Genomic DNA, 22,655 nt, shown 5'->3' with positions numbered 1-22,655 from the left:
TCGTAGACTCCTGAAAATGAAAAAACCACTCTCTTGCTTCATGTGAGCAGATCGTGGCCTTTTCCTCATTTTTTTGCTTTTTGTGATTTTAAGATACCAGGCTTGGTGTCAATCGTACGCACAAAACCGTTCGTTTCGAAGCGATGCGTCATCAAAGCCTCTACTGGTCTGCCATTTTGAAAATGCTCTTCCACCAACAGCTGTGCATCTTCTGGCGTCACGTTTTCATACCAGATTCCTTCGGGGTACACGATCATCACGCATGCGTCCTCACAGCGTCCGTTGCATCGCGTGCGGGTTGTATGTACATAGTCATCCAAACCTGCGTTGGTAATCGCTTCGCGTATCGCTACCGTAACCTCTTCACCACCCTTGCGCATACAGCTTCCGCCATTACAGATCAACACATGATGCTTTGTCTGAGATAAGTCCCATGTTGCCACTACGAATCCTCTCCGTTCTTGTCCAACATCCATCCATACTCCCCATCATGACGGTTTCTTGTTCAATTTGCAATTCCCAGAACGTTTGGTTTTTGATAGAATATATGTTCGTATACGATTTACAAAATGATTTTGGTGGTGAAAGCATGTCCGTTACCAAACAGCGCGATGCCTTGCAGCTTTTGCAAACAGTGGGCTCCTACCCATGGTATGTTGAAAAGTTTATTGAGCATAAAAAAGCAAAAAAGAATTCACCCTCCACCTTGCTTGGATACCTTCGCGATTTCTCTTTTTTCTTTCGCTGGATGATGACAGAAGGTTTGAGTACCGCGATGGATATGAAGGACATTCCGTTAAGCGATTTGAATGACCTAAAGAAGGAAACGGTAGAAAGCTACATATTGTACTTGCAGGAGTCGCATTTATATGAGCGATCCGCTTTGCTCTCGAACCCTACCAAAAGCGCAAAGAAAGAATACAGTGACCGCACCATCAGCAGAAAAATATCGAGCCTGAAATCGCTTTTTCATTACTTGTCTGCCCTCGCTGAGGATGAGAATGGGGAATCGTATTTGACGCGGAATGTCCTCGCCAAAATCGAACTGGAGATCACAGAGCTGACTCCCCTCGCACGCGCCCACGCCATTCGGGCAAAAATCCTGATTGACGACGAAATCTATCAGTTCGTTGATTTTGTCTACAACGGATATCTGGCCCATTGTGATACGGAAAAAAAGAAGCAGTATCACATGCAAAACCGCGACCGAGATACTGCCTTGATCGCGATGATTCTCTCCGGTGGCTTCCGTGTGTCAGAGATCGTCAGTCTCGATCTATCCGACATTATTATGGAAAAAAACCAGTTGAAATTGATCCGCAAAGGAAAGAAAGAGGACGCTCCTTTTTTCAGTGACTGGGGCAAGGAGTACTTAACCAAATACTTGCAGCTGCGTGACAAATACAATCCTGAACCGCAAGAGGACGCTGTTTTTCTCGCTGTTTCCCCTTCCAATCCGAATGGGCATCGCATTGAAGTGCGGTCTGTCCAAAAGCTGGTCAAAAAGTACGCCAAAGCCTTCGGCATCCCCGATCTGTCTGTCCATAAGCTTCGTCACAGCTTTGCTACACAGTTTCTCCGCTTGAACCCTGACCCCCATCAGCTACAAGCACAACTGGGGCACTCCAAAATCGAAACGACCATGCAGTATGCCCATGTCCTAGAAGATGCTCTGGGTAAGGCTGTGAACCGAACGACGTAAGAATGCCTCAACAAGAACAAGTGACCAATCTGCATACCACTGCGGACTGGTCACTTTTTTCGTGCTTTTTCCATTCCATCTACATCCCCGCTGACCTTTGCAAGCGTTCCGCGATTTTCATAAAGTCTTCCCGCGATACACCTGGCGCAAATTCTTCTGGCAGTTCATCTAAATCCGGAACAGGGCCGCCATCCGGGACGCCTTGAATGACCTCTGCTGTTCCACCATCAGGCAACGGGCCGCGCCAAATCATCGCGATATCCTGATAGTCCTGATAGCTGAACGTAAACAGCTTGCGATTCAATCCCATCGCGATATACGGGTGAGTCGCATCGAATTGTGTGTTATCCAGATTTGGAACAGGCAGCATTTTCGTCATATCCACACCCGTAGCGATCTCCAAGGCTTTGGCGTACGCTACGATATGGACGCCCCCTCTGACGAGCAAGTAACCGATCATGGCCCGAGCTGTGGGATGATCCGTCATTTCGTACACCCTCATCTTGTGAGTACGCGCTCCGCACTCCAGAAAAAAGTTGTGCAAAAGATCAAGCACCAGATTCCCACTCGAAAATACGTAATCACCTGTCCATGATTTTCCCATGGAGTCACCTGGCATCGCAGTTTGTGCGGTTGCAATAAAATGGTACGTATTGCGCTTATTCAAACCGTTATTCAAGGGAGTCGTATCAGGGTCCCCCGGCCGTGTAATACCTTTCATGCACAAATTGATTGCATTGGAGACCAGCTCCACATGCCCGACTTCTTCCGCTGTAATGCTGGCGACCAAATCATAAAAAGGCTTTAGTTTGCTCTTTCCACGAAAGTTGAAGGATTGGAACAAATAATTGTTTAGCGTTGACATCTCACCAAAACGACCGCCCAATAGCTCCTGGACGGCCGCAGCGGCGTTGGCATCTCCATAAGCCGGTTCTGGCAGCTCAATTGCCAACCTGTTGATACGAGTAAACAACCTGCTTCCCTCCCCCGTTTTGCACCTACCTGTACTGTTTTATGTGGGCGAAGGGTTGTTTCATACCAGTTTAAAACGGCATGACCCAGACGATCTGTTGTAGGCGTACAAAAAACGTAGAACCTCCCGTCTGTAGTACCACATGGTCAGGTAGCACATCGACAACGATTCCACGGACATTTCCCTGGGTTGTTTGAATGGCAACTTCACGCTTTATAACACTCTGCAACGTCTGGTACAAATAAGGGTCAATGAAGGAATTCATAGAGGGGGTACTCGACGCTGGTTGTGCTTGTGTCTGAAAAGGATACGAACTCATGACGTTTTTGGACTCCTTCCTGTAGTTCCTCCCTGTATTTTATGCCCAAGGGTTGGGATGGGTGAGTGCATAGGAAGTTCCTAACCATTCTGTATGCCTGATCGATTCCAAAACAAATACCCCCTGCCATCTAGACAGGGGATTCCATTACATTCGTTTATTTCGCTGCACGTTTGGCAGTAGGAACAACGTAAATCTGCTCGTTCTTTGCCAATGTACTTTCGCTTTGATCAATCACTTCCAATTCGTTCATCCGGTTCAATACAACCGCTTGCCGTTGTTTGGCTCGGTCCCAGTTCTTTACCGGAGAGTAACGCTCTGGTCCTTTCGGTAAAGAAGCCAGCATGGCCGCTTCTCCCAGTGTTACCGCTCGATTCCCTGTTTCTGTTGCTTTTTTTCCGAAGTAAAAGGGAACAGCCTCGCCAATCCCGTACTTTCCGTGCCCGAAATAAATGACGTTGAGGTAGATTTCGAGCAGTTCTTTTTTGCTGTATCGCTGTTCCAATTGCAAAGCGATCGCGATTTCCTTCACTTTTCTGGTCATCGTTTTGTCGTTCGTCAGAAACAGGTTTCGCGCCAACTGCATGGTGATTGTACTTCCCCCCTGCACGTAGGCACCTTCCTTGATATCGACCCAGATCGCTCGGCTCAATCCAACAGGATCTACTCCTGGATGCTGCATAAACCGATGATCCTCGATCGCAACGAACGCCTTCCACACATGGTCAGGCATTTCGTCCAGCTTTACATAGCTGTTGGATTGCTGTACAGCAGCCAGCTTTTTCTCATCTATCCATATATTCCCTGTCCACGCAAGCACGATCGGCGCCAGGATAGCTGCCATCATGATCACGAGAAAACTGATACGCAGTCGTTTTTTCCAACGAACACCGAGTTTCTTGATGCTCTTGGGCATGCTCGCCGCTTCATACAAGTCGGTGTTTCTTCCTAATGGGATTGGAAGGTGGTTCATGCTGCATTCCCCCTTACCTTGCTTCTACTCACATTGTAGGGGATGCGCGCATTTCGTCCCATCGAATCCACTTACAGCAATCTTACAATTTCGTAAGACAAACCATTACGAATGCTGATTTTGCTGTGCCTCGTGCTGCCGCAGCTCGATCCGTCTGATTTTACCGGAGGTCGTTTTCGGCAGTTCCTGTACAAATTCGATTTTGCGCGGGTATTTATAAGGAGCAGTTAATTGCTTCACATGGTTTTGCAATTCGACGATCAACTCTTCGGATGGCTCATTCCCTTTTTTCAGGATGACAAAGGCTTTTACCACATGACCACGCTCTGGATCTGGACTGGCAACCGCCGCACACTCTGCTACTGCCGCATGCTTCACCAAGGCATCTTCGACCTCAAAGGGACCAATCGTATATCCGCCTGAGATGATAATGTCGTCCGAACGTCCTTCGAACCAGATGTAGCCATCTTCATCCATGCGACCTTGGTCGCCCGTCACGTACCAGTCACCGCGAAACGCTCTGGCAGTTCGCTGTGGATCATCCAGATAGCCTTTGAACAGTGCCACCATATGGCGATCGATGGCAATATCGCCCACTTTGCCTACTGGCAACTCCTCTCCTTCTTCGTCAATAATGGCGATTCTCACAACTGGCGATGGCTTACCCATCGAACCTGGCCTTGGCTCCATGCCGACAAAGGTACCCACCAGCAAAGTGTTCTCTGTCTGTCCGTATCCATCTCGCACGGTCAATTGGAATACGCGGCGGAATGTGTCGATCACTTCCCGATTGAGCGGTTCACCGGCCGAACATGCGGAGCGCAAGGCGGACAGCTTGTATTGTTCCAAATCCGTTACTTTTGCCATGATTCTGTACTCGGTTGGCGTCGCGCACAAGACAGAAACTGGATATTTTTGCAGAATTGTCAAATAATTATCGGCAGAAAACTTTCCTTTATAGACAAAGGCGGTCGCTCCCAGCCCTAACGTAGAGACAAACGGGCTCCAGATCCACTTGGCCCAACCAGGCCCCGCCGTTGCCCAAACCACGTCACCTTCGCGAACGTCCAGCCACTGTGTCGCGGCCACAGCCAAATGCGCAAACGGCCAACCGTGAACGTGCATAACCCCTTTGGGTCCCCCAGTCGTGCCTGACGTATAAGACAGGAAGGCCAGCTCATCCGACTTCGTGTTTACGACCTCAAATTCTGTGTCCTGCCCCTGGAGTAGCCCCTCAAGCGATATCCAACCTTCTTTCTCTTCGCCCGTCGTGATGTAGTGTTGCAGGGTGGAACAGTTGCCTCTCGTCAGATCAACCTCACTCATTGCTCCCGCGAAGCTGATCACAGCTTTGACTTTTGCATGATTGATCCGGTACTCGATATCTTTGTAACGCAGCATCTCTGACCCTGGCAAAATCACTGCCCCCAGCTTCAGCAGTGCCAAATAGAGGCCATAGGCCAAGGTTCCTCGGGAAACCAAGACGAGTACCCGATCCCCATGCTCGATTCCAATGGACCCTAGACCATTCGCAATTTTATTTGAATATTGGCGCAAATCTTCGTACGTAAGGATATGTTCCTGACCTTGTTCATCTAACTCCCAAACCGCTCGTCTCTCCGGATGTTTTCTCGCCCATTCGTCCACCTGGGCAGCGAAGTTATAGTTCACTGGAATGTTCAGTTCCATAGCACATCTCCACCTTTTCTAAGTTTGATGAATAATAATTCGACATCACTATAATTCTCCCCTTTTTCTTTCGACAAAAATGGGACAAAAAAAGGCCAACCTTTTGTATGGGTTGACCTCCCTTCTTTCATTCCTATCACTCTACTTGCTCCGTAATCGTTGCAGCCTGCAGGGAACGCTGTTTTCTTTTTTCCCTCCACGCTTGAAAGCTACCGACAATTCCGCTCGGAAAGCAGAGTACGACCAAAATATAGAGCAAGCCTAGGAAGATGACCCATCTCTCGAATATCGGGTGAAGCTTCGCCAACTCAGTCAGCCCGTGATGCGCCAGCTCTACGATTCCCGACCCCAAAATGGAGCCAAATAGCGTTCCCAGCCCACCGATCATGCTCATCAAGAGTGCATCTAGCGTCGTTTCAATCGAAAACACTTGGGTGTTCACAAAACGCAGCATGACCGCGTACAAGCCTCCACTAATCGCAGCAACCACTCCAGCGACAATGCTGACGATTACCTTATAATGAAGAATTTGATAGCCTAACGCTTCCGCACGTTGTTCATTTTGACCGATGGCTTTCAAGACCTTGCCGAGTGGAGAGTGCGTAAACGCCCGCAAGATGACGAACAGCATGACCATTAGGATCAGGCATACATAGTAAAAGGACAAACGATCACGAAACAGCTCAGGCACGGGAAAGGTGAATCCATCCCCTCCCATCGTCATTGAGCGCCATTTTTCTGCCAATACAAATAGCAGCTGGGAAATCGCCAAGGTCAGCATCGCATAAAAATGACTTTTCAATCGCAACGACAGCATCCCGATCATGTAGCTGAGAATACCGGAAAGCACGATGGCAACGAGTACGCCAAGCAAAAAATAACTGATCGTCGCATCAAAGTTTTTCAGGAATAAAGACACGGAGTACGCACCTATTCCGAAAAACATACAGTGTCCGAATGAGACGATCCCCGTATAGCCGAGCAACAAATCAAAGCTCATCGCAAAAATCGCAAAAATAAAGATTTGGGTAAACATGATGTACGTGCTTCGCGAGTCTGAAAGAAACGGCAAAACCGCCAAAGCCAAAAACACAAAAAGAATAAATCGATGGTTCAACAATCCGGATGTAGTCAACGCATGATCACCCCTTCGCTCCAAACAGGCCGGATGGTTTGATAAGCAGCACTGCCAGCATCAGCAGCATGTTCACTGCCAGTGAAAGCTCTGGAACGAAGTAAGCCATAAACGAGCCAAGCACTCCTACTAAAAGCGCCGCAATCATAGAGCCTTGAACGCTTCCCATCCCACCGACAATGACGACGATGAATGCCAGAATCGCATACTGCATACCCATTTCCGCAAAAATAACCCCTGAATACGGTGCCAGCAGACTTCCTCCGAGTGCGGCCATGCCTGCCCCCAGCAGAAAGACGAAAGTAAACACTTGTTTAATATTGATGCCGAGTGCCTGCACCATTTCCTTATCGATGACGCCCGCTCGGACGATCAAGCCTAGTCTCGTTCGCGTCAACAACAGGTGCAACCCAACGTACATAACTATTCCGACTGCAATGACAAACAAGCGATAATTGATCAGTATGATGTCGCCAAGCTCGATGCTCCCTTGCAAATAATCTGGTAATACTGCCCGAATAGGATTGGGGCTCCAAAACACCTTGAGCAATTCACTGATCACGAGCATCCCACCCAATGTCACGAGCAGTTGCTGAATATGATCACCGTACACGGGGCGGATCAGCACGCGCTCCAACACAAAACCGAGCAGCATCCCGATGACGACAGCACCTACAATGGCCAGAAGAAAGCTATCCGTCAATCCGAAAAGCCATACACCAGCAAAAGCTCCCCAGGCAAACAATCCACCGTGGGCAAAGTTCAACACACTCATTAAGCCAAAGATCAACGTGAGCCCGGAAGCGAGCAAGAAAATGAGTATGCCTGTCGCCAGTCCATTTACCAGCAAATTAATCGCGACATCCATTTCATCCTCCCCCTCCCTGTTATACGCTCAGGCAATGCCCAAATATTTTTGTCGCGTATCTGCATCATCCTTCAACTCCTGCATCGCGCCACCGCGGACAATTTTCCCTTCATCCATCAAGTAGTACTGCTCGCCGATCATGCTCGCCATCATAAAGTTTTGCTCGACTAAAAGCACAGTCGTTTTCTGCTTCATCGATTCGATGTGAAACATGAGCTTTTCAACCATGATGGGTGCCAGTCCCTTGCTCGGCTCGTCAATTAACAAGAGTCCGTTGCTGTTCACATAAGCTCGTGCAATCGCCAGCATTTGCTTTTGACCTCCGCTTAAGTGCCCGCTTTTCTTTTTCCAGTAATGTCGCAGGTCAGGGAATAGATCCAGCATCCAGGCGAGCTTTTCTTTTTGTTCGTCGTCATTTTTTTGCATGGCGAGCCGGAACGTCTCTTCTACCGTAAAATCATGAAAAATCCCTTGATTCTCGGGCACATAGCCAATCCCCTTACGCGCGATGAAATAGGTCGGCAGATGCCCGATTTCTTCTCCTAAATAGCGAATTTGGCCATGACGGATCGGGGCAAGCCCCATGATGGAACGAAGCGTCGTTGTTTTGCCCGCGCCGTTTCGTCCAAACAGGACAGTAATACTGCCTGCTTGCACGGATAGCGAGACTCCTTGCAAGATGTGAAACTGGTCGAGGTACGTTTCGATGTGATCAAGTTGCAGCATCATGCTTATACAACCCTCCCAAGTAGGCAGACTGCACCTGTTCATTTCGCATCATGTCAGTCGGTGTCCCCTCAGCCAATAGCTCTCCATGAAATAGTACGACCATGTGATCGGAGAGTGATTTGACCATGTCCATCTTGTGTTCGATCAGGATGATCGTGCACGAATTGCTTTCCTTAATCGATTCAATCACCTTCAATACAGCTGGGACTTCCTCCAGTGAAATCCCCGCAGTCGGTTCGTCTAGTAAGAGAACATCCGGACGCAGTCCAAGTAGCATAGCTAGCTCCAGCTTTCGTTTCTCCCCATGCGCCAGCAGGCTTGCCAGCACATCCGCCTTTTTCTCCAGCAATACCAGATGCAGCAAACACTCAACTTCCTCAGCCTGTCGCATCTGATCTGCCTGAGAAATCCACAAACGAAACCGAACCCCCTGTGCGGCTTGCACGGCTAATCGAATGTTTTCCCGCACCGTTAGCTTGGGAAATAAGTTTGTCAATTGAAACGATCGTCCAATACCCAATCTCGTTCGTGCTGCTGGGGGCAAGTGCGTAATATCTTGCCCCTTGTACTTGATCGTTCCTTGCGATGGAGTAAGCTGCCCGCTTAACAAGTTAAACAATGTCGTCTTTCCGGCTCCATTCGGTCCGATGATCGAAGTAAATCGCTGCTTCGGGATATTTAGCGATACCTTGTTTATGACGGTTTGCTCCCCGAATGCTACGCTTACGTCAATCGTTTCCAACAAGTAACTCATCACACACCTCCTCTACTTCTGGTTCCTGACAGGTGGTGCTGTCTCTTCCATCGTCATCTCCCGAACGAGTACAGGAACCGGATGATCGACTCCATCTTTTTTCTCTAGCTTGATCGCGTACAACGTTTGCAGTGCCTGATGGTCCTCGACCCGGAACTGCATCTGCCCCTTCGGTGTATCAAAGGTCATGCCTTCCATCGCCGTAATCAACTTCTCTGAATCTGTATCGGCGTTCGTCTTTTTCAGCGCTTCCACAATCGATACGGCTGCCGTCATCCCGCCTGCCGTAAATAAGTCAGGAATCTCGCCGTTAAAACGCTTCTTGTGCTCATCGATGAGCCAATCGTTCATTTTCGTTTTCGGGAGCGAATGGTAATACACCGAGAAGCCTTCCATTCCGATCATGGCCTCCATCGTTTTCAAGGCAGCGATATCAGGTGCTCCCGTAGACACCTTGATGCCTTTTTGCTGAACCTGCATATCTTGAAGCTGTTTCCACGGGGAGTTCGAGCCTGCCCACGTGATGAACACATATTCGGGTTTGGCGCTAATGATTTTTTGAATGTTGGCTGTAAAATCAGTCGTGTTCGTGTCCACGTATTGTTCTTCGATAATGACAGCCCCTAATTTTTCAGCCGCGGTCTTAAAGGCTTCAATCCCTTCTCGACCATAGGCGCTGTCTTGGGCCATCGTCGCGATCTTCATTCCTTTGGAAGCAATCGCCGCAGCGCCAGCAACTGCGTCCTGCGAAGAATTTCGACCAGTGCGGAAAATGTATTTGTTCCAGTTTTTCCCTGTGATACTATCTGCTACAGCCGGTTCTACGACCATGATTTTTTTGTATTCTTCTGCCAGCGGAAGGACAGCTAGCGTATCGCCTGAACTCGAGGAGCCTACGAGAAAATCTACCTTGTCGGTCTCCAGGAGCTTCGTCGCTTTTTGGACGGCGACATCCGGCTTCGTCTCTGTATCCTCAACGACAAACTCGATCTTTTTGCCAGCGATCTCTCGCTTGCCCTCTGTTGCATAATCGAGTCCAAGCTCAAAGCCTCTTACCGTCTGCTTGCCGTAGCTCTCCAATGGCCCCGTAAGCGAAGCGAGTACGCCTACCTTGATCGTATGACCACCGCCAGATGAAACGCTTTCATTTTGGCTGCAACCAACAACAAGCACGACAGACATCGCTAGCGGGAGCAACATTTTCCAACCTCTTTTTTTCACGCCGGTTCCTCCTCGAAAGTCATAATGTTCATTGCGATTCGGCTAACCATTCCAGCACGGTTGCAGCCCACGTATATCCAGTTCCAGCACTGACAGCTACGACAATATCCCCAGGGGCAAGACGTCCCTCTTGCTGTGCGACATGTAGTCCAATACACGGGTCGAGTGCAGACAAATGCCCGTAATGATCGAGATAGACGGCCTGCTCCTCGCTAAGTTGCAGACGTTCCAACAGCTCTAAGAACATCGAACGCTTTGTGTGCAAAGGAAGCAGCAGCTTCAAATCACGCAAGGAACGATTGCTTTTTGCCAATGCCTGCTCTACCACATGGACAAAGTTTGGTATGGAGACGGGATCCAGTCGTTCTTTCATATCGCTTGGATTCGGCACATCGATGTAGTGGAGTCTGTTTTCCACCGTTTCATGACTAGGTTGGTGCCTTGAGCCGCCTGCGGGTATCCTAATATCATCGTGAAAAGAACCATCGGTAATGACACAGCTGTGGAGAATTCTACTCTTTGTAGCACCACGCTTTACGAGAGCCGCTGTCCCTCCATCTGCAAAATTAAACATGAAGCGTGAGCGAGGATTGTCGTAATCGACGATTTGTGATTCTTTACAGCCAGCAACCAGCAAAATGTTTTTAATGGTTGCATCTGCCGTCAACATATCTTTGGCAACCTTTAAGGCGATTGGAAAGCACGAGCTGACGTTCATCATCTCAAAACCGTATGCGTTTGTCGCTTTTAGCTCGTATGTAATCTTCGGTGCGCTGGACCATACATAGTAATCTTTGTGCGGACTGCCGAAGTAAATAATCACGTCAATCTCAGATGGATCAATCACCGAGCCGGTCAGCTGTTGGGCAGCGAGCACAGCGAGGTCTGAGGCATGAAGCGTGTCATCTGCGACATGTTTTTGGTATAGACCGAATTTTTCGATAATGACTCGCGTGGGGATTCCGGTCTTTTCAGCCAATCGCTCAGCTGTTTCTACTCCCTCAGGAAAAAATACGGACGTCGCTTCCACTCCGATAGTCTGCTCGTGGATCGTATTCGCTTCAAGATGATTCATACTTTCGCTCCTTCCTTCGGTACGAGCATCGTCGCTGTTCCAGTCAGAACTACTTTTCCATGCTGATTCGTGCATTCCGTAAGCAATCGGATCATGCCTCTCTCTTCCTGATACTCTAGCACAGTGGCGGTCGCGGTGATTGTGTCTCCGATCAATACCGGAGCCGTAAACTGAATGGTCTGGTCCTTGTAAATGGAACCGATGCCAGGCAGCTGCATCCCGAGCAATCTGGACAACATGCTCGCCGTCAACAGTCCATGTGAGATACGCTGACCGAATCGCGTGTCTTTTGCGTACTGTTGGTCGATGTGCACCGGATTATAATCCCCACTCATTCCCGCAAATAGAACGATATCTGTTTCCGTAATCGTTCTGCTAAAAGATGCTTGCTCCCCTATTGCAAATCTCGCCATACGAATCACCTCATTGCGTAATGGAATCGCTCTTCAATCTGGTCAATGCTTGCTTGACGATTTTCCCTGTTGCATTGCGTGGCAGTTCGTTCAGAAACACGAATGACTTCGGGATTTTATACTTCGCCAGTCTTTGCTCACAGTGCGCTTTAATGTATGCTTCCGTGATGACTGCACCTGATTTGGGCACGATAAACGCCTTTGCGACCTCTCCCCATTTTTCATCGGGTACACCGACGACTGCGGCTTCCTGAACGTCATCCAGCTCACCGATGACCTGTTCCAGCTCCAGCGGATAAATGTTCTCCCCGCCTGAGATAATCATGTCTTTGCGCCTTCCTACGATATAGGCGAACCCTTCTTCATCAAAACGTGCCAAATCCCCTGTGTACAGCCACCCATCCCGGATGGTCTTGGCTGTTTCTACTGGTTTGTTCCAGTATTCCTTCATCACATTCGGACCTTTGACGAGCAGTTCTCCAATTTCGCCATGACCCACGTCTTTACCGTCATCCGAGATCAGGCGGACTTCACAAAACATGACGGGCTTACCGATTGAGCCGGCTTTTCTTTTTGCATCTTCCTTCGCAATCATAAACACAGTAGGAGATGTTTCTGTTAGGCCGTATCCTTGTCCAAAAGGGAGGCCTCGCTCCTGAAAATGCTGGATGAGTTCCATGGGGCATGGAGCGCCGCCGTTGTAAAACCAACGGACAGAATCGAATGATGTGGTAGCAAATAAGGGACTTTGACGAATGGCTTCATGGATGGCGGGCACACCCATCACGATGGTGACTTGGTGTGATTCGATTAGTTGAATCGCTTTATCAGGGTCGAACTTCCCGGCGACTACGACGCGTCCGCCAGCAAGCCATGTAGGGAAGGCAAACAGTCCGATTCCCCCGATATGAAAGAGTGGCAATAAGACAATCGAGCAGTCTTCTGAGGTGAGATCAAGCGCGGCTACATTGTGTACGGAGTTCCAAAACATATTTTCTTGGGTGAGTACTGCTCCCTTAGGCTTTCCTGTCGTTCCTGATGTATAGCAAATGATGTATGGATCATCTCCACTGCCATCATCTGCCTCGGTCCTACTGTGCTGGGATGACTCACTCGGGCCATCCTGGCTCCAAGGGAGTTCTCCCGGTTCCAGCCATATCATGTGCGCAACACTGGCCTTCCCCTTGATCAGCTCAATGGTGGCAGCGAACTCCGGCTGGGCACATAACACGCGGATACCACTATCCTCAAACTGATAGTCTAATTCTGCAGGGGTCAAGCGAATATTAAAGGGGACAGCAATCGCACCGAGTTTGGCGATGGCAAACAGCAGAAGCACATACTCCAAACTGTTTTGGGACAAAATGCCGATCCTGTCCCCCTTTTTGACCTGTAGCTCATGTCGTAAATAGTTGGCAAGACATTGCATCTGCTCATTCATTTGCTGATACGTAAGTGATTGATCGTTGGCAATCACTGCGATCCGCGTCGGAGTGATTCGGGCTCGCTTTTCAATCCAATAAGCAATTCCGTGCATGAACTCTACTCCTTTGCCTATAAAATGAATCGGTTACGGCTTGGCAGCAATCCCTTTCATAATCATCGACATGGCTGTTTCTAGCACCTCTTCCGGTACGTCTTCATTTTCCCAGTAAACCCAACGCATCCCGATGAATTGTCCGATCGACATAAGACAATAAGCCAGCGTCTCATGATCCATCTCTCGAAACGCACCTTCGTTCATGGCGTTCTTCAGACTTCGTACGTACCCCGCTGCCAGTTTGGCGTAATACCAGCGATATAGCTCCTGATCGACGAGCGCAGCCTGTTGAATAATGCTGTACATGTTGCGATGATGTTTGATCCAACGAAAAAAGGCCAGAAATCCTAGGCGCAAATTCTCTTCTTGTGTGGTTGCTCCCATGATTGCTTCTTTGATCGTCGAACGAAGCTCTCTGCTCAACTGCCTGATCAATTCATCATAAATGGCTTTCTTCGACTCGAAATAATTGTAAAACGTTCCTTGAGACACCTGTGCATGCTGTGTGATCAAGACGATAGATGCATCATAATAACCCAGCTCGCCAAACACATGCTCCGCGGCATCCAGTATTTTTTTGCGGGTTTCCTGTCCTTTTTTGGTCAAAACAGGGGTAGGTAGACTATTTTCTGACACCTGAATCACCTCTCAGTTTTTATTATAAGTATAATTCAGAATATTACAATATGTATTTTTCGCACTCATTCTAGGGAGACTCGTTTTCACAATAAGAAAAGGGACCATAGTGGCCTTTCCCTTTCACTCGACGCGTCGCGAGTTCAGCCAAGGCGGCTGGCCCTTCTTCTAAGGGAATAACTTTCTCTACTCAGTTGGCAATAATTGACGCGAAACAAAAAAAGTGAAGCAACGTCTTATTATACAAAAGCACATAAAAAAAGCTCCCGTACGAAAACACGAGAGCGGAGTAAACACTTTGAAGTTGTATGATTAGATAACACGCTTGATTTTCACTGTGCGCTTCTCCCAGTTCGTTCCATCGTACTTGGAGTAAGTCACACCAGGACTACCGTAAGTGTGCAGGATTTTTCCATTCCCTGCGTAAATAGCCACGTGTGTAATCCGATCAGAAGTACTGTTTACCGATGCCTTCATGAAGATCAGATCACCTTTTTGCAGGTTGCTTTTGGAAACAGATTTCCCAACAGTCGATTGCTGACGGGAATCGCGTGGCAGAGTAATACCCGCTTCCTTGAATACACGTTGGGTAAAGGAAGAGCAGTCGAACGTACTGGTTGTGCTACTGCTTGAACCGTATTTGTACTTCGTGCCCAAATACTTTTCGCCATTTTTAATGACCTGATCAGCTGTTTTGCTTACTGGCTGTTCTGGCTTGCTAGGCGTATTCTCTGAGGAATCAATAACACGACGAGCCCCTACAAATTTGTCACTGTACGCCGAGTATTTTTTTACAACTACCTCGTCTTCCCCTTTCGAAGAATAGACGAATTGATCACTGCCTATGTATATTCCCATAAAAGTTGGGCTGCCGCTTCCGCTAGAGGCGAAGAACACCAAATCTCCTGGCGCCACGCTTTTTTCGGATACTTTACTCCCAGTCTTGTACAGGCTAGAGATTGTGCTCCCAATGGAAATCCCTACTTGTTTGTACGCATACGTAGCCAGCTCCGCTGATCCGAATTGCTTCGGTCCCTTTGCTTTGTACTCGTAATCCTTCCCGATCAAAGAAGTAGCAATATTTGCAACCTCTGACTGTTTTGAATCTTGTGTCTTAGCGGCCACTACTCCAACTTGACCACCCATTAACAGGGACGTACTCAGCATGACTGCTACTGTTGACTTCATTACCCAATCTCGTTTCGTCACTTTCTTTTCCTCCTTGTCATGTTGTGGCACCCGTCTTGGGTACATGGACAGAATAGCGCAGGAGGAAACAGGAGGATAAGACCGTAAAATTTTCCAATGATGGAATTGGTAGCATGGGACTAGTCAGAAAACAGGGTGCAAAGTAGGCGGTTGCTACCTCTTAGTTCCATGGAACCATAAAAGTTACAAAACGGTATCAAAGGTGATTTTCGTCGCAAAAAACGGCTATTTTGCTGGCCCGAACCCCAAACAAAAACCATCTTCTGCTTGTTTCTGTCAGAAGATGGTTCTCAATTCATACCTATTTCATTTTCGCCGTAAACTGCCCCCAAGTCTCTTCTCCCCACTTGAGAGTGAGGACATCCCCATCTGTAACAGGTCCTACCCCCGCTGGCGTACCTGTGTAAATGATATCCCCTTGACCCAAGCCTAGATGTTCGGAAATATAGGCAATCATGGTTTCCAAATCAAAAATCACATCACGAAGATTACCGCGTTGCACTTGCTCTCCATTTTTCAGCAAGGAGAAATCCGTTTGGTGCAGCTCATGAATACCAGGGAAAGGATGAAAAGACGTCAAAATGGCTGAATTTTTAAACCCTTTTGCCAACAACCATGGATGCCCTGCTTTCTTCAGCTCGCTCTGAACATCCCGCAAAGTAAAGTCGATGCCGAGTGCTATTTTGTCAATCATCTCGTCAAGGGTAACTCCAGCCTCATATGGTCTCGCGATGTGAATCACAAGCTCCGCCTCATAATGGAGCTCTCCACGATATGCCGGAAGCTCAATGGCCTCGCCATTTGCCATTGCAAGCGCATGTGTTGGCTTATCAAAGATCATTGGCTTGGTTGGTACATCGTTCCCCAACTCCGCAGCATGCAATCGATAGTTGCGACCGATACAGTAAATATTTTTGACTGACTCCATTTTGTCCTCTCCTTTGGTGGCTGTCTCTTTTTTCACTATATCATGGCTGCACGGCGTATTACAGCTTGTCTTGTTCGTCCTCTTCCATGTAGTTTCGATAGCCAGGCCAAAGACGGGCATTCCCTCGTGCTTCTACTTCAATCACGGTATCACAAATGGATTCCAACGCACTTTCCAGATCCATCTCGTGCTTAGAGCACCAGGAAAATTCGTAATGGAAAATCACTTGCTGCTCTGTCACTTCGGAGAGGACAAAGGCAAACTGCTGTTGTTGTTCCACGACATGCTTTCTGGCTTCAACCGTCGCTTCTACCGAGAACAAACCATCCCATTCCGCAACCATATATGTAGAAGTAACATCAATCCACAGAGAGGGAGTATCATTCGTCCGCCGAAAAATAACAGAGTCCTCCCGATAAAACCCGTAGCCAGAGGGCAGCGCACCTGAGAGTTTAAATGGGATTCCTACCGGCAAATCCTGTGGCTTCAATGCATGGACAAGTCTCCCAGGCAAAAGATAGCAACCATCCTGCTGGCGATCTAACCGTTCTCCCATGACGAGAACCTCTTGATTGTGTGAATCACCTGTCATCTGAACGAACATCACGGCACCTCCCTCTAAAAACAGTATGGTCAGGAATGCATGACTCAAAACTAAATTTCCATCCATTTTTTTCCTGACGAAATACCGAAAAAAACAGGGTTCATCCATAGGATGCCCCCTTTATTCCTTCTAAGCTACGCACGTATGATCGCAATCACAACATGTTCGTCATCGTATGATTTTGCTTTGATTTTCACAGGGAAATCATACAAGTTGGTAAATTTAAAATCCATATAGCCATACGCTACTGTGGCATCTTGACCCACTGGCACGTATCCCACTGATTTGCTGTGGTTATGCCGTTCCACCATGATCATCCCCGCTTCAGCAGCTACATTGTAAAGCGTGCTGGAAACCTGACAAATCCCGCCTCCATAGTCATCGACGAGCTGACCATTCTGAATAACGCCGGCCTTCTGCCAACCATCCTCTGGCAAATTCGAATTTCCCACTGTTTCATTGAAAGAAAACACCTGTTGCGGTTTGATTTTTTCATTATGAATCTTGGCCAATGCTTGCTTGATGTTATGTTTACGAGTATCTGTGCTGTCTTTCATCGATGAGTAATAAAAACCGAGAACCTCCTCTTCCTTGAGGTCCATCTTCTCCACATACTTTTCCTGCAACTCGATAGCAGGAGATAACGGCTCCACTTGTAACGCCATTGCACGCTCAGGCGCGTAGTTCATGCCCAGCGAGAACACAAGGGCCACTGTCGCCATACTGATCGGCCAATGCCGAACTTTCTTCATTTCTACTTCCTCTCCCACATTTGTTGATCGATTGACTGACGCGAAGCTCCCAATTTATATAGTCTGTCATTGTTTATTACACCTTGTCTCTAACAATGTAACGTATGGGAAAAGCGACAATCAACCTGCAAATGTTGGGCTTTTTGTCCTATATCAGGTTCTACTCGTCATCCTCATCGATAACCCCGAGGGCTTTGTTCTTTTCTTTAAAGCGCTGGTTATGGGAAGAAACATACGCCATCCGATCTGCTACTGGGTCTATGTGTAATTTTGCACTGTTTACGGCCACAGCCGCATCGGTGAATGCTCCCGCGATCAGCGTGATCTTGCTGTCAAAGCTCGCAAAATCTCCCGCCGCAAAAATCCCTGGCAGATTCGTTGCCAGACGTGGACTGACAAACACGTTCCACTTATCCATGTCCAAGCCCCACTCTTTAATCCCAGTGAAATCGGCCTTCAATCCGTGATTGACGATGATGGCGTCGACATCGATTTGCTCCGTTTCGTCCGTCTCTAGATGACGTATCGTCACTTTATCGATCGTTTCTTTGTCTGAGCTTTGCAATTGCGTGACCGTATATGGGGTGCGAACGATCGCAGATGACTCTTTCATGCGCTTTACATTCCGCTCATGTCCACCAAATACATCACGGCGATGCACGACAGTTACAGACGCTGCGATTTGCACCAGTTCATTTGCCCAATCGACCGCGGAGTCGCCGCCACCTGAGATGAGGACGTGCTTCCCACGGAATGGCTCCAGTTCCTGCACCGTATAATGAAGATTTGTCACCTCGTAGCGCTCGGCCCCTTCGATCTCCAGTTTTGCCATTTTCAAAATACCTCGGCCCAGAGCCAGTATGATCGTGCGCGTCCAATGCCGTCTCCCCGATTTTGCAACGAGTATGTACGTGCCATCTTCTTGTGGCTCTAGTCCAATAATCGCCTCGCCTAGCACGATGGTGGGATCAAATGTCTTCGCTTGCTCCACCAGATTGGCAACTAGCTTTTCACATAGCTGTGGTGGTACTCCGCCTACATCCCAGATCATTTTTTCTGGATAGATCAACATTCGTCCACCAAGCTCTTCTTTCGCTTCAATGAGTTTCGTCTTCAGATCTCGCATCCCGCTATAAAAGGCAGCGTACATCCCCGCAGGGCCACCGCCAATAATGGTTACATCAAACAGCTCCAACTGTTCTCCCACAACTACCCCTCCACTGTCTTTCTGTTTGTTTACGAATCATCAAGTAATAGTGAAAATGAGATTCATTATCACAATGTGATTGTAATGGAAAATGGAGGAGGATTCAACATTCCAGAAAAAATAAAAAAGGCTCGTAATTAGCTTCATCAGCCAATTTACGAACCTGTTGTTTACCATATGGTGCGGTCGAGAGGACTTGAACCTCCACGGTGTTGCCACCACTAGAACCTGAATCTAGCGCGTCTGCCAATTCCGCCACGACCGCATAAAAATGGTGCCGGCAATAGGACTTGAACCCACAACCCCCTGATTACAAGTCAGGTGCTCTACCAATTGAGCTATACCGGCACATTACGAGAAACTATGTAATTCGCACATTCTAAAAATAGAATGGCGGAGCTGACGGGACTCGAACCCGCGACCTCCGGTGTGACAGACCGGCGTGAACTCCAACTTCACCACAGCTCCATATGGTTTTTGTCACCATCACCATCTTGCGGCGACTTCTGTAATATAGCACGATTCTATCTCCAGATGCAATAGTTTTTAAAAAAATAATGAAAGATTAATTTTTTCATAGATTTACCAACGAAAATCCGATAGAATTTTAGCTAGATATGCAGATTTTAGTAGATTGGTGGAGACGATGACATGAAAAAGACTTCGAGGCTACTCACCTTCCTCGCCCTCTTCACTCTGCTGCCTACTGCTGCCCATGCTTCCTCATCGGCATATGTGGTATCAGCAGGTGATACGCTGAGCAAGATCGCTCGTGAACATCAAGTAACGGTGGATCAACTCATTCAATGGAACCAACTGAATGACGATAGATTGTCAATTGGACAAACTCTATCTATTCACGGTGAAAACACTTCTGGCTCCATTGCGACTGACACTCCTTCCGATGTAGCTGTCAATCAGAATGATAACGCTACCACTGAGTCTAAAGAACTAACTGCTGGTGAAAAAGCCCGTGTCACTGGTGACGTGCTGAATGTGCGTAAAAAGCCTTCGACTGACGCAAAAGTGTTAGGCAAGCTAAGTTTCGGTTCCATTGTAGAAGTCGTAGAAACGGGTAATGAATGGACGAAAATCGAATTCGAAGATCGTGAAGCATACGTTGCTACAGAGTTCCTTAGTCCAAACCTCACTTCTACCGTTTCGCTGCCTGCCGAGGTAAATGCAGAAGATCTGGGTCGAATGAAGGAAATTTTTGAGCCATTGCTCAATACACCATACGTCTTAGGCGGAACTACTCCGAATGGCTTTGATTGTAGTGGCTTTACTTCATACGTTTTTGAACAGCTTGGGGTTACACTTCCGCGCACTTCTGAAGATCAATTCCGTGGCGGTCAAGAAGTATCACTAGATCAAGCACAGCCTGGTGACCTCTTGTTCTACGATTCGCTTGGAAAAGGACGCGTGTCCCACGTAGCGATCTATTTGGGTAATGGAGCAATCGTGCATGCGAATGGCGAAGATGTTCGCTATGGCAAAGTCGAATACATGCATAAGCTCTACCCGTTTTATGGAGTGAAGCGATACGCTAACTTCCAGTAAGCTTTCTACACATAAAAGCAAACAAACAGCCCTATCTGCCTTTGCAGCAGTTCGAGGGCTGTTTGTCTTTCTGTGCTTAATGTATTTCGGTATTATGGGCCTGCTGATGTTGTTGCTGCTGCCCTCCGATTTCGATTTTGCCCAATGCTTGTTTCATTTTGTCGAGCTGAAGTTGATAATCACGAACGACTACGGTAAGAACACTGACAGACTCCTTGAAATCCGGCTCGCTGCTTACTCTGTCGATGGCTCTATGTAAATGCAGCATCTTGTTCTCCGTTTCCCGCAATAGGTCGAGTAACTGCAATCCGTTTACCACGTAATCACCTCATCTGTTTTTTCTTACTTTCTCCTTCCGCTCTGTTCCCTATGCGCACAAAAACGCTTTGCAACATGAATAAAAAACGTCCGCTAATGACATAGCGGACGTTCTTCCTATTTAGTTTAGGCGTGCAGACGCGAGCTCTACGAATTTGTCGATATCTTTTGCAACCAAAGAGAGTGAATTCCGCCAGAAATCGACGGAGCGTACATCAACATCCATGATAGCTGCTACATCTGCAACGCTCATTTTGCCCGTAACAGATAAGAGCTTGTCGTACTGCTCAACAAAAGCTTCCCCGCGCTTGAGATACTCTGCGTACAGGCCTTTCGCGAACAGAAGTCCAAAAGCATACGGGAAGTTGTAGAAATTGTAATCCGCGCTATAATAGTGCGGTTTACATACCCACATGTACGGGTGTAGAGCTGCCGGATCCAAACCATCTCCGTAAGCGTCCTTTTGCGCTTGTAGCATCAGTTCGTTCAGAGTGGAAACAGACAAGGCACCTTCTGTTCTGCGCTCAAATACAGCAGTCTCGAACAAGTAACGGCTATAAATATCGACGATCACCTGACTTGCTCCGCTGATATCATTTTCCAAAATCGCAAATGCTTCCTCGGAGGTCGCTTGTTCAAGTGCTGCATTGGCAATGATGGTTTCGCACAAAATGGACGCTGTTTCGGCGATTGGCATTGGGTATTCGCTATTCAAGAATGCTTCGTTTACGAGACATTCTCCGTGATAGCCATGACCCAATTCATGTGCCATTGTGCTCACATCGCTGTAGCTGCCTGTGTAGTTGGACATAATTCTGCTCTCCCCTACGATGTGCAGGTTGTAGCAGAATGCCCCTCCACGCTTGCCTTCACGAATCTCAGCATCAATCCACTGATTGTCATAAGCTCGTGCTGCATAGTTGGCGAGCTTTTCGCTAAAGCTACCAAAGTGCTTCACAATGAAGTCGCGGGATTCCTCATACGAGAACCGCATGTCTGCCTCGCCCACTGGCGCAAACAGATCATAAAACGGCAACTGAGCGCTCTCATGGCCGAGTAGCTTCGCCTTTGTACGGAAGTATTGATGGAAGGATGGCAGGCTCTCACGCATCGCCTGAAGCATCGCTTCGAGCGTCTCGCGGTCCATACGGGAGTCTTGCAACGTCTTATCCAGCGGCGATTCATAGCCTCTTAGCTTCGCTACGGTAATAACCTCGCCTTTAATTCCATTCAAGCTGGCAGCAGCAGCTCCATCGATTTTTTTGTAAGCGGCAAGTTCCGCCTCGTAGGCCGTTTTGCGAAGCTGCGGATCTTTTTCGTTCGCCATGTTCCGCACCACTGGCAATGGAAGCTGTTTGTGCTCCCCATCGACTGTAATGTCTACCAGTAAAGTGGAAGTCAGCATTTCATGGAGCTTTGTCCATGCATTTGACCCTGTATTTTTCATTTTTGCTAGGACGATTTCTTCTTTTTCGCTCAGCATGTATTTGCTCTTGTCGGACATTTCTGTCAACATAAAGCGATGTGTCTCTAACAGCTCCGATTGGTTAATCAACTCGTCCAGGTTGCTCAACGATCCTAGCCATTTTTGGAATTGTACGCCTGGTTCAACCAATTCCACAGCCTGATTCTGTACTTTTTCAATTGCAAGCAGTGCTACTTCATTCTTGGCATCCACGCTGGCAGTCAGCTCTCCGTGGGCGTACAAGCGGAAATGCGTTTGCAAGACAGAGGTCATCATCGTTATGTATGTCTCCATCTTCGCTACTGCATCTTCTGAAGATTGAAAGTTTTGCGCTGCCCAGCTTTTGATCTCTTCTGTTTCACGTACAAACTTCTCCCAATCTTGTTTCCATTCTGGTGCATCAAATGAGGAATACAAGACGTCCAAATTCCAGCGCATATTCATGGGCACGCGCCTCCTTTTCTCTTATGTAACAAGCCTATTGTAAAAAAATTTAGATGGATTCTGCAAGTTTTTGCTAAGAAAACTTCTTTTGCGAGAATAAAAAGACTCTGCCGCTAGCGTAAGCAGAGTTCTTTTGTAAGT

The 22,655-nt window shown here is 47.8% G+C and carries 23 protein-coding genes and 3 tRNA genes; 2 read left to right on the top strand and 24 right to left on the bottom strand.

Annotated features, from left to right (window positions below; genetic code table 11):
* Positions 1 to 65: 65 nt before the first annotated feature.
* Positions 66 to 443, bottom strand: coding sequence for a (2Fe-2S) ferredoxin domain-containing protein (locus tag HP398_RS01955; RefSeq protein ID WP_026043057.1), 378 nt, complete (start codon positions 441 to 443; stop codon positions 66 to 68).
* Between the two features lie 146 nt (positions 444 to 589).
* Between HP398_RS01955 and xerS the strand changes: the two genes are divergently transcribed.
* Positions 590 to 1,702, top strand: coding sequence for a tyrosine recombinase XerS (gene xerS / locus HP398_RS01950; RefSeq protein WP_173621658.1), 1,113 nt, complete (start codon positions 590 to 592; stop codon positions 1,700 to 1,702).
* Between the two features lie 79 nt (positions 1,703 to 1,781).
* On the opposite strand, the gene HP398_RS01945 is transcribed toward xerS, so the two are convergent.
* From HP398_RS01945 to HP398_RS01845, 21 genes are all read right to left on the bottom strand, one after another.
* A complete protein-coding gene (locus HP398_RS01945) occupies positions 1,782 to 2,675 on the bottom strand; it encodes a manganese catalase family protein (protein ID WP_012686273.1) in 894 nt (297 codons plus the stop codon).
* 70 nt (positions 2,676 to 2,745) lie between these two features.
* Complete coding sequence (locus tag HP398_RS01940) at positions 2,746 to 2,994, bottom strand: YuzF family protein (protein WP_173621657.1); 249 nt, start codon at positions 2,992 to 2,994, stop codon at positions 2,746 to 2,748.
* A gap of 157 nt (positions 2,995 to 3,151) precedes the next feature.
* Entirely contained in the window at positions 3,152 to 3,967 is an 816-nt protein-coding gene (locus HP398_RS01935; RefSeq protein WP_173621656.1) for a transglycosylase domain-containing protein, read from the bottom strand.
* Between the two features lie 105 nt (positions 3,968 to 4,072).
* Positions 4,073 to 5,656 (bottom strand): acetate--CoA ligase, encoded by a 1,584-nt coding sequence (locus tag HP398_RS01930; RefSeq protein WP_173621655.1) that lies wholly within the window; start codon positions 5,654 to 5,656, stop codon positions 4,073 to 4,075.
* A gap of 136 nt (positions 5,657 to 5,792) precedes the next feature.
* The gene (locus HP398_RS01925) at positions 5,793 to 6,791 is read right to left on the bottom strand and encodes a branched-chain amino acid ABC transporter permease (protein WP_173621654.1); all 999 of its coding nucleotides are present in this window, start codon (positions 6,789 to 6,791) and stop codon (positions 5,793 to 5,795) included.
* A 7-nt stretch (positions 6,792 to 6,798) separates the two neighbouring features.
* A complete protein-coding gene (locus HP398_RS01920) occupies positions 6,799 to 7,659 on the bottom strand; it encodes a branched-chain amino acid ABC transporter permease (protein WP_173621653.1) in 861 nt (286 codons plus the stop codon).
* A 27-nt stretch (positions 7,660 to 7,686) separates the two neighbouring features.
* Positions 7,687 to 8,388, bottom strand: coding sequence for an ABC transporter ATP-binding protein (locus HP398_RS01915; protein WP_173621652.1), 702 nt, complete (start codon positions 8,386 to 8,388; stop codon positions 7,687 to 7,689).
* The gene (locus HP398_RS01910; protein WP_173621651.1) at positions 8,372 to 9,142 is read right to left on the bottom strand and encodes an ABC transporter ATP-binding protein; all 771 of its coding nucleotides are present in this window, start codon (positions 9,140 to 9,142) and stop codon (positions 8,372 to 8,374) included. Before HP398_RS01910 ends, HP398_RS01915 begins: the two co-directional genes overlap by 17 nt.
* A 12-nt stretch (positions 9,143 to 9,154) precedes the next feature.
* A complete protein-coding gene (locus HP398_RS01905; RefSeq protein WP_371736711.1) occupies positions 9,155 to 10,324 on the bottom strand; it encodes a substrate-binding domain-containing protein in 1,170 nt (389 codons plus the stop codon).
* 67 nt (positions 10,325 to 10,391) lie between these two features.
* The gene (locus HP398_RS01900) at positions 10,392 to 11,438 is read right to left on the bottom strand and encodes a 3-oxoacyl-ACP synthase (RefSeq protein ID WP_173621650.1); all 1,047 of its coding nucleotides are present in this window, start codon (positions 11,436 to 11,438) and stop codon (positions 10,392 to 10,394) included.
* Positions 11,435 to 11,851 (bottom strand): MaoC family dehydratase, encoded by a 417-nt coding sequence (locus tag HP398_RS01895; RefSeq protein WP_017248225.1) that lies wholly within the window; start codon positions 11,849 to 11,851, stop codon positions 11,435 to 11,437. The genes HP398_RS01900 and HP398_RS01895 overlap by 4 nt, the downstream gene beginning before the upstream one ends.
* 10 nt (positions 11,852 to 11,861) lie before the next feature.
* A complete protein-coding gene (locus tag HP398_RS01890) occupies positions 11,862 to 13,388 on the bottom strand; it encodes an o-succinylbenzoate--CoA ligase (protein ID WP_173621649.1) in 1,527 nt (508 codons plus the stop codon).
* Between the two features lie 33 nt (positions 13,389 to 13,421).
* Positions 13,422 to 14,027, bottom strand: a complete 606-nt coding sequence (locus tag HP398_RS01885; RefSeq protein ID WP_017248223.1) for a TetR/AcrR family transcriptional regulator — start codon at positions 14,025 to 14,027, stop codon at positions 13,422 to 13,424.
* A gap of 312 nt (positions 14,028 to 14,339) precedes the next feature.
* Positions 14,340 to 15,236, bottom strand: coding sequence for a C40 family peptidase (locus HP398_RS01880; RefSeq protein ID WP_017248222.1), 897 nt, complete (start codon positions 15,234 to 15,236; stop codon positions 14,340 to 14,342).
* Positions 15,237 to 15,537: 301 nt separating this feature from the next.
* A complete protein-coding gene (locus HP398_RS01875; RefSeq protein ID WP_173621648.1) occupies positions 15,538 to 16,164 on the bottom strand; it encodes a fumarylacetoacetate hydrolase family protein in 627 nt (208 codons plus the stop codon).
* Between the two features lie 58 nt (positions 16,165 to 16,222).
* On the bottom strand, positions 16,223 to 16,768 hold the full coding sequence (locus HP398_RS01870; protein ID WP_173621647.1) for a hypothetical protein: 546 nt from the start codon (positions 16,766 to 16,768) through the stop codon (positions 16,223 to 16,225).
* A 134-nt stretch (positions 16,769 to 16,902) separates the two neighbouring features.
* Positions 16,903 to 17,520, bottom strand: coding sequence for a VanW family protein (locus tag HP398_RS01865; RefSeq protein WP_173621646.1), 618 nt, complete (start codon positions 17,518 to 17,520; stop codon positions 16,903 to 16,905).
* Positions 17,521 to 17,680: 160 nt separating this feature from the next.
* Entirely contained in the window at positions 17,681 to 18,727 is a 1,047-nt protein-coding gene (locus HP398_RS01860) for an NAD(P)/FAD-dependent oxidoreductase (RefSeq protein WP_173621645.1), read from the bottom strand.
* A 178-nt stretch (positions 18,728 to 18,905) separates the two neighbouring features.
* A tRNA-Leu gene (locus tag HP398_RS01855) sits at positions 18,906 to 18,992 on the bottom strand.
* A 7-nt stretch (positions 18,993 to 18,999) separates the two neighbouring features.
* Positions 19,000 to 19,075 (bottom strand) — tRNA-Thr (locus HP398_RS01850).
* Between the two features lie 43 nt (positions 19,076 to 19,118).
* Positions 19,119 to 19,195: transfer RNA gene (locus HP398_RS01845), tRNA-Asp, on the bottom strand.
* A 183-nt stretch (positions 19,196 to 19,378) separates the two neighbouring features.
* On the opposite strand from HP398_RS01845, the gene HP398_RS01840 reads away from it, so the two are divergent.
* Positions 19,379 to 20,287, top strand: a complete 909-nt coding sequence (locus HP398_RS01840) for a C40 family peptidase (RefSeq protein ID WP_017248217.1) — start codon at positions 19,379 to 19,381, stop codon at positions 20,285 to 20,287.
* Positions 20,288 to 20,363: 76 nt separating this feature from the next.
* Here HP398_RS01840 and HP398_RS01835 read toward each other — a convergent pair whose 3' ends face one another.
* On the bottom strand, positions 20,364 to 20,606 hold the full coding sequence (locus HP398_RS01835) for a hypothetical protein (protein WP_017248216.1): 243 nt from the start codon (positions 20,604 to 20,606) through the stop codon (positions 20,364 to 20,366).
* A 120-nt stretch (positions 20,607 to 20,726) separates the two neighbouring features.
* Positions 20,727 to 22,514 carry a M3 family oligoendopeptidase gene (locus HP398_RS01830; RefSeq protein WP_173621644.1) on the bottom strand — a complete coding sequence of 596 codons (1,788 nt, stop codon included), beginning with the start codon at positions 22,512 to 22,514 and terminating at the stop codon, positions 20,727 to 20,729.
* Positions 22,515 to 22,655 lie beyond the last annotated feature (141 nt).

Source organism: Brevibacillus sp. HB1.4B (assembly GCF_013284285.1).
In the GTDB taxonomy this organism is placed as follows: Bacteria; Bacillota; Bacilli; order Brevibacillales; family Brevibacillaceae; genus Brevibacillus; species Brevibacillus porteri.
Note: the sequence above shows the minus strand (reverse complement) of the source record. Positions and strands in the feature narration are given on the sequence as shown.

Excerpts from the sequence above, each read along its gene's own strand:
- xerS (WP_173621658.1), top strand. The coding sequence starts at position 590 with ATGTCCGTTACCAAACAGCGCGATGCCTTGCAGCTTTTGCAAACAGTG.
- HP398_RS01940 (WP_173621657.1), bottom strand. The coding sequence starts at position 2,994 with ATGAGTTCGTATCCTTTTCAGACACAAGCACAACCAGCGTCGAGTACC.
- HP398_RS01935 (WP_173621656.1), bottom strand. The coding sequence starts at position 3,967 with ATGAACCACCTTCCAATCCCATTAGGAAGAAACACCGACTTGTATGAA.
- HP398_RS01930 (WP_173621655.1), bottom strand. The coding sequence starts at position 5,656 with ATGGAACTGAACATTCCAGTGAACTATAACTTCGCTGCCCAGGTGGAC.
- HP398_RS01920 (WP_173621653.1), bottom strand. The coding sequence starts at position 7,659 with ATGGATGTCGCGATTAATTTGCTGGTAAATGGACTGGCGACAGGCATA.
- HP398_RS01915 (WP_173621652.1), bottom strand. The coding sequence starts at position 8,388 with ATGATGCTGCAACTTGATCACATCGAAACGTACCTCGACCAGTTTCAC.
- HP398_RS01910 (WP_173621651.1), bottom strand. The coding sequence starts at position 9,142 with ATGAGTTACTTGTTGGAAACGATTGACGTAAGCGTAGCATTCGGGGAG.
- HP398_RS01905 (WP_371736711.1), bottom strand. The coding sequence starts at position 10,324 with ATGTCTGTCGTGCTTGTTGTTGGTTGCAGCCAAAATGAAAGCGTTTCA.
- HP398_RS01900 (WP_173621650.1), bottom strand. The coding sequence starts at position 11,438 with ATGAATCATCTTGAAGCGAATACGATCCACGAGCAGACTATCGGAGTG.
- HP398_RS01895 (WP_017248225.1), bottom strand. The coding sequence starts at position 11,851 with ATGGCGAGATTTGCAATAGGGGAGCAAGCATCTTTTAGCAGAACGATT.
- HP398_RS01890 (WP_173621649.1), bottom strand. The coding sequence starts at position 13,388 with ATGCACGGAATTGCTTATTGGATTGAAAAGCGAGCCCGAATCACTCCG.
- HP398_RS01875 (WP_173621648.1), bottom strand. The coding sequence starts at position 16,164 with ATGGAGTCAGTCAAAAATATTTACTGTATCGGTCGCAACTATCGATTG.
- HP398_RS01870 (WP_173621647.1), bottom strand. The coding sequence starts at position 16,768 with ATGTTCGTTCAGATGACAGGTGATTCACACAATCAAGAGGTTCTCGTC.
- HP398_RS01865 (WP_173621646.1), bottom strand. The coding sequence starts at position 17,520 with ATGAAGAAAGTTCGGCATTGGCCGATCAGTATGGCGACAGTGGCCCTT.
- HP398_RS01840 (WP_017248217.1), top strand. The coding sequence starts at position 19,379 with ATGAAAAAGACTTCGAGGCTACTCACCTTCCTCGCCCTCTTCACTCTG.
- HP398_RS01830 (WP_173621644.1), bottom strand. The coding sequence starts at position 22,514 with ATGAATATGCGCTGGAATTTGGACGTCTTGTATTCCTCATTTGATGCA.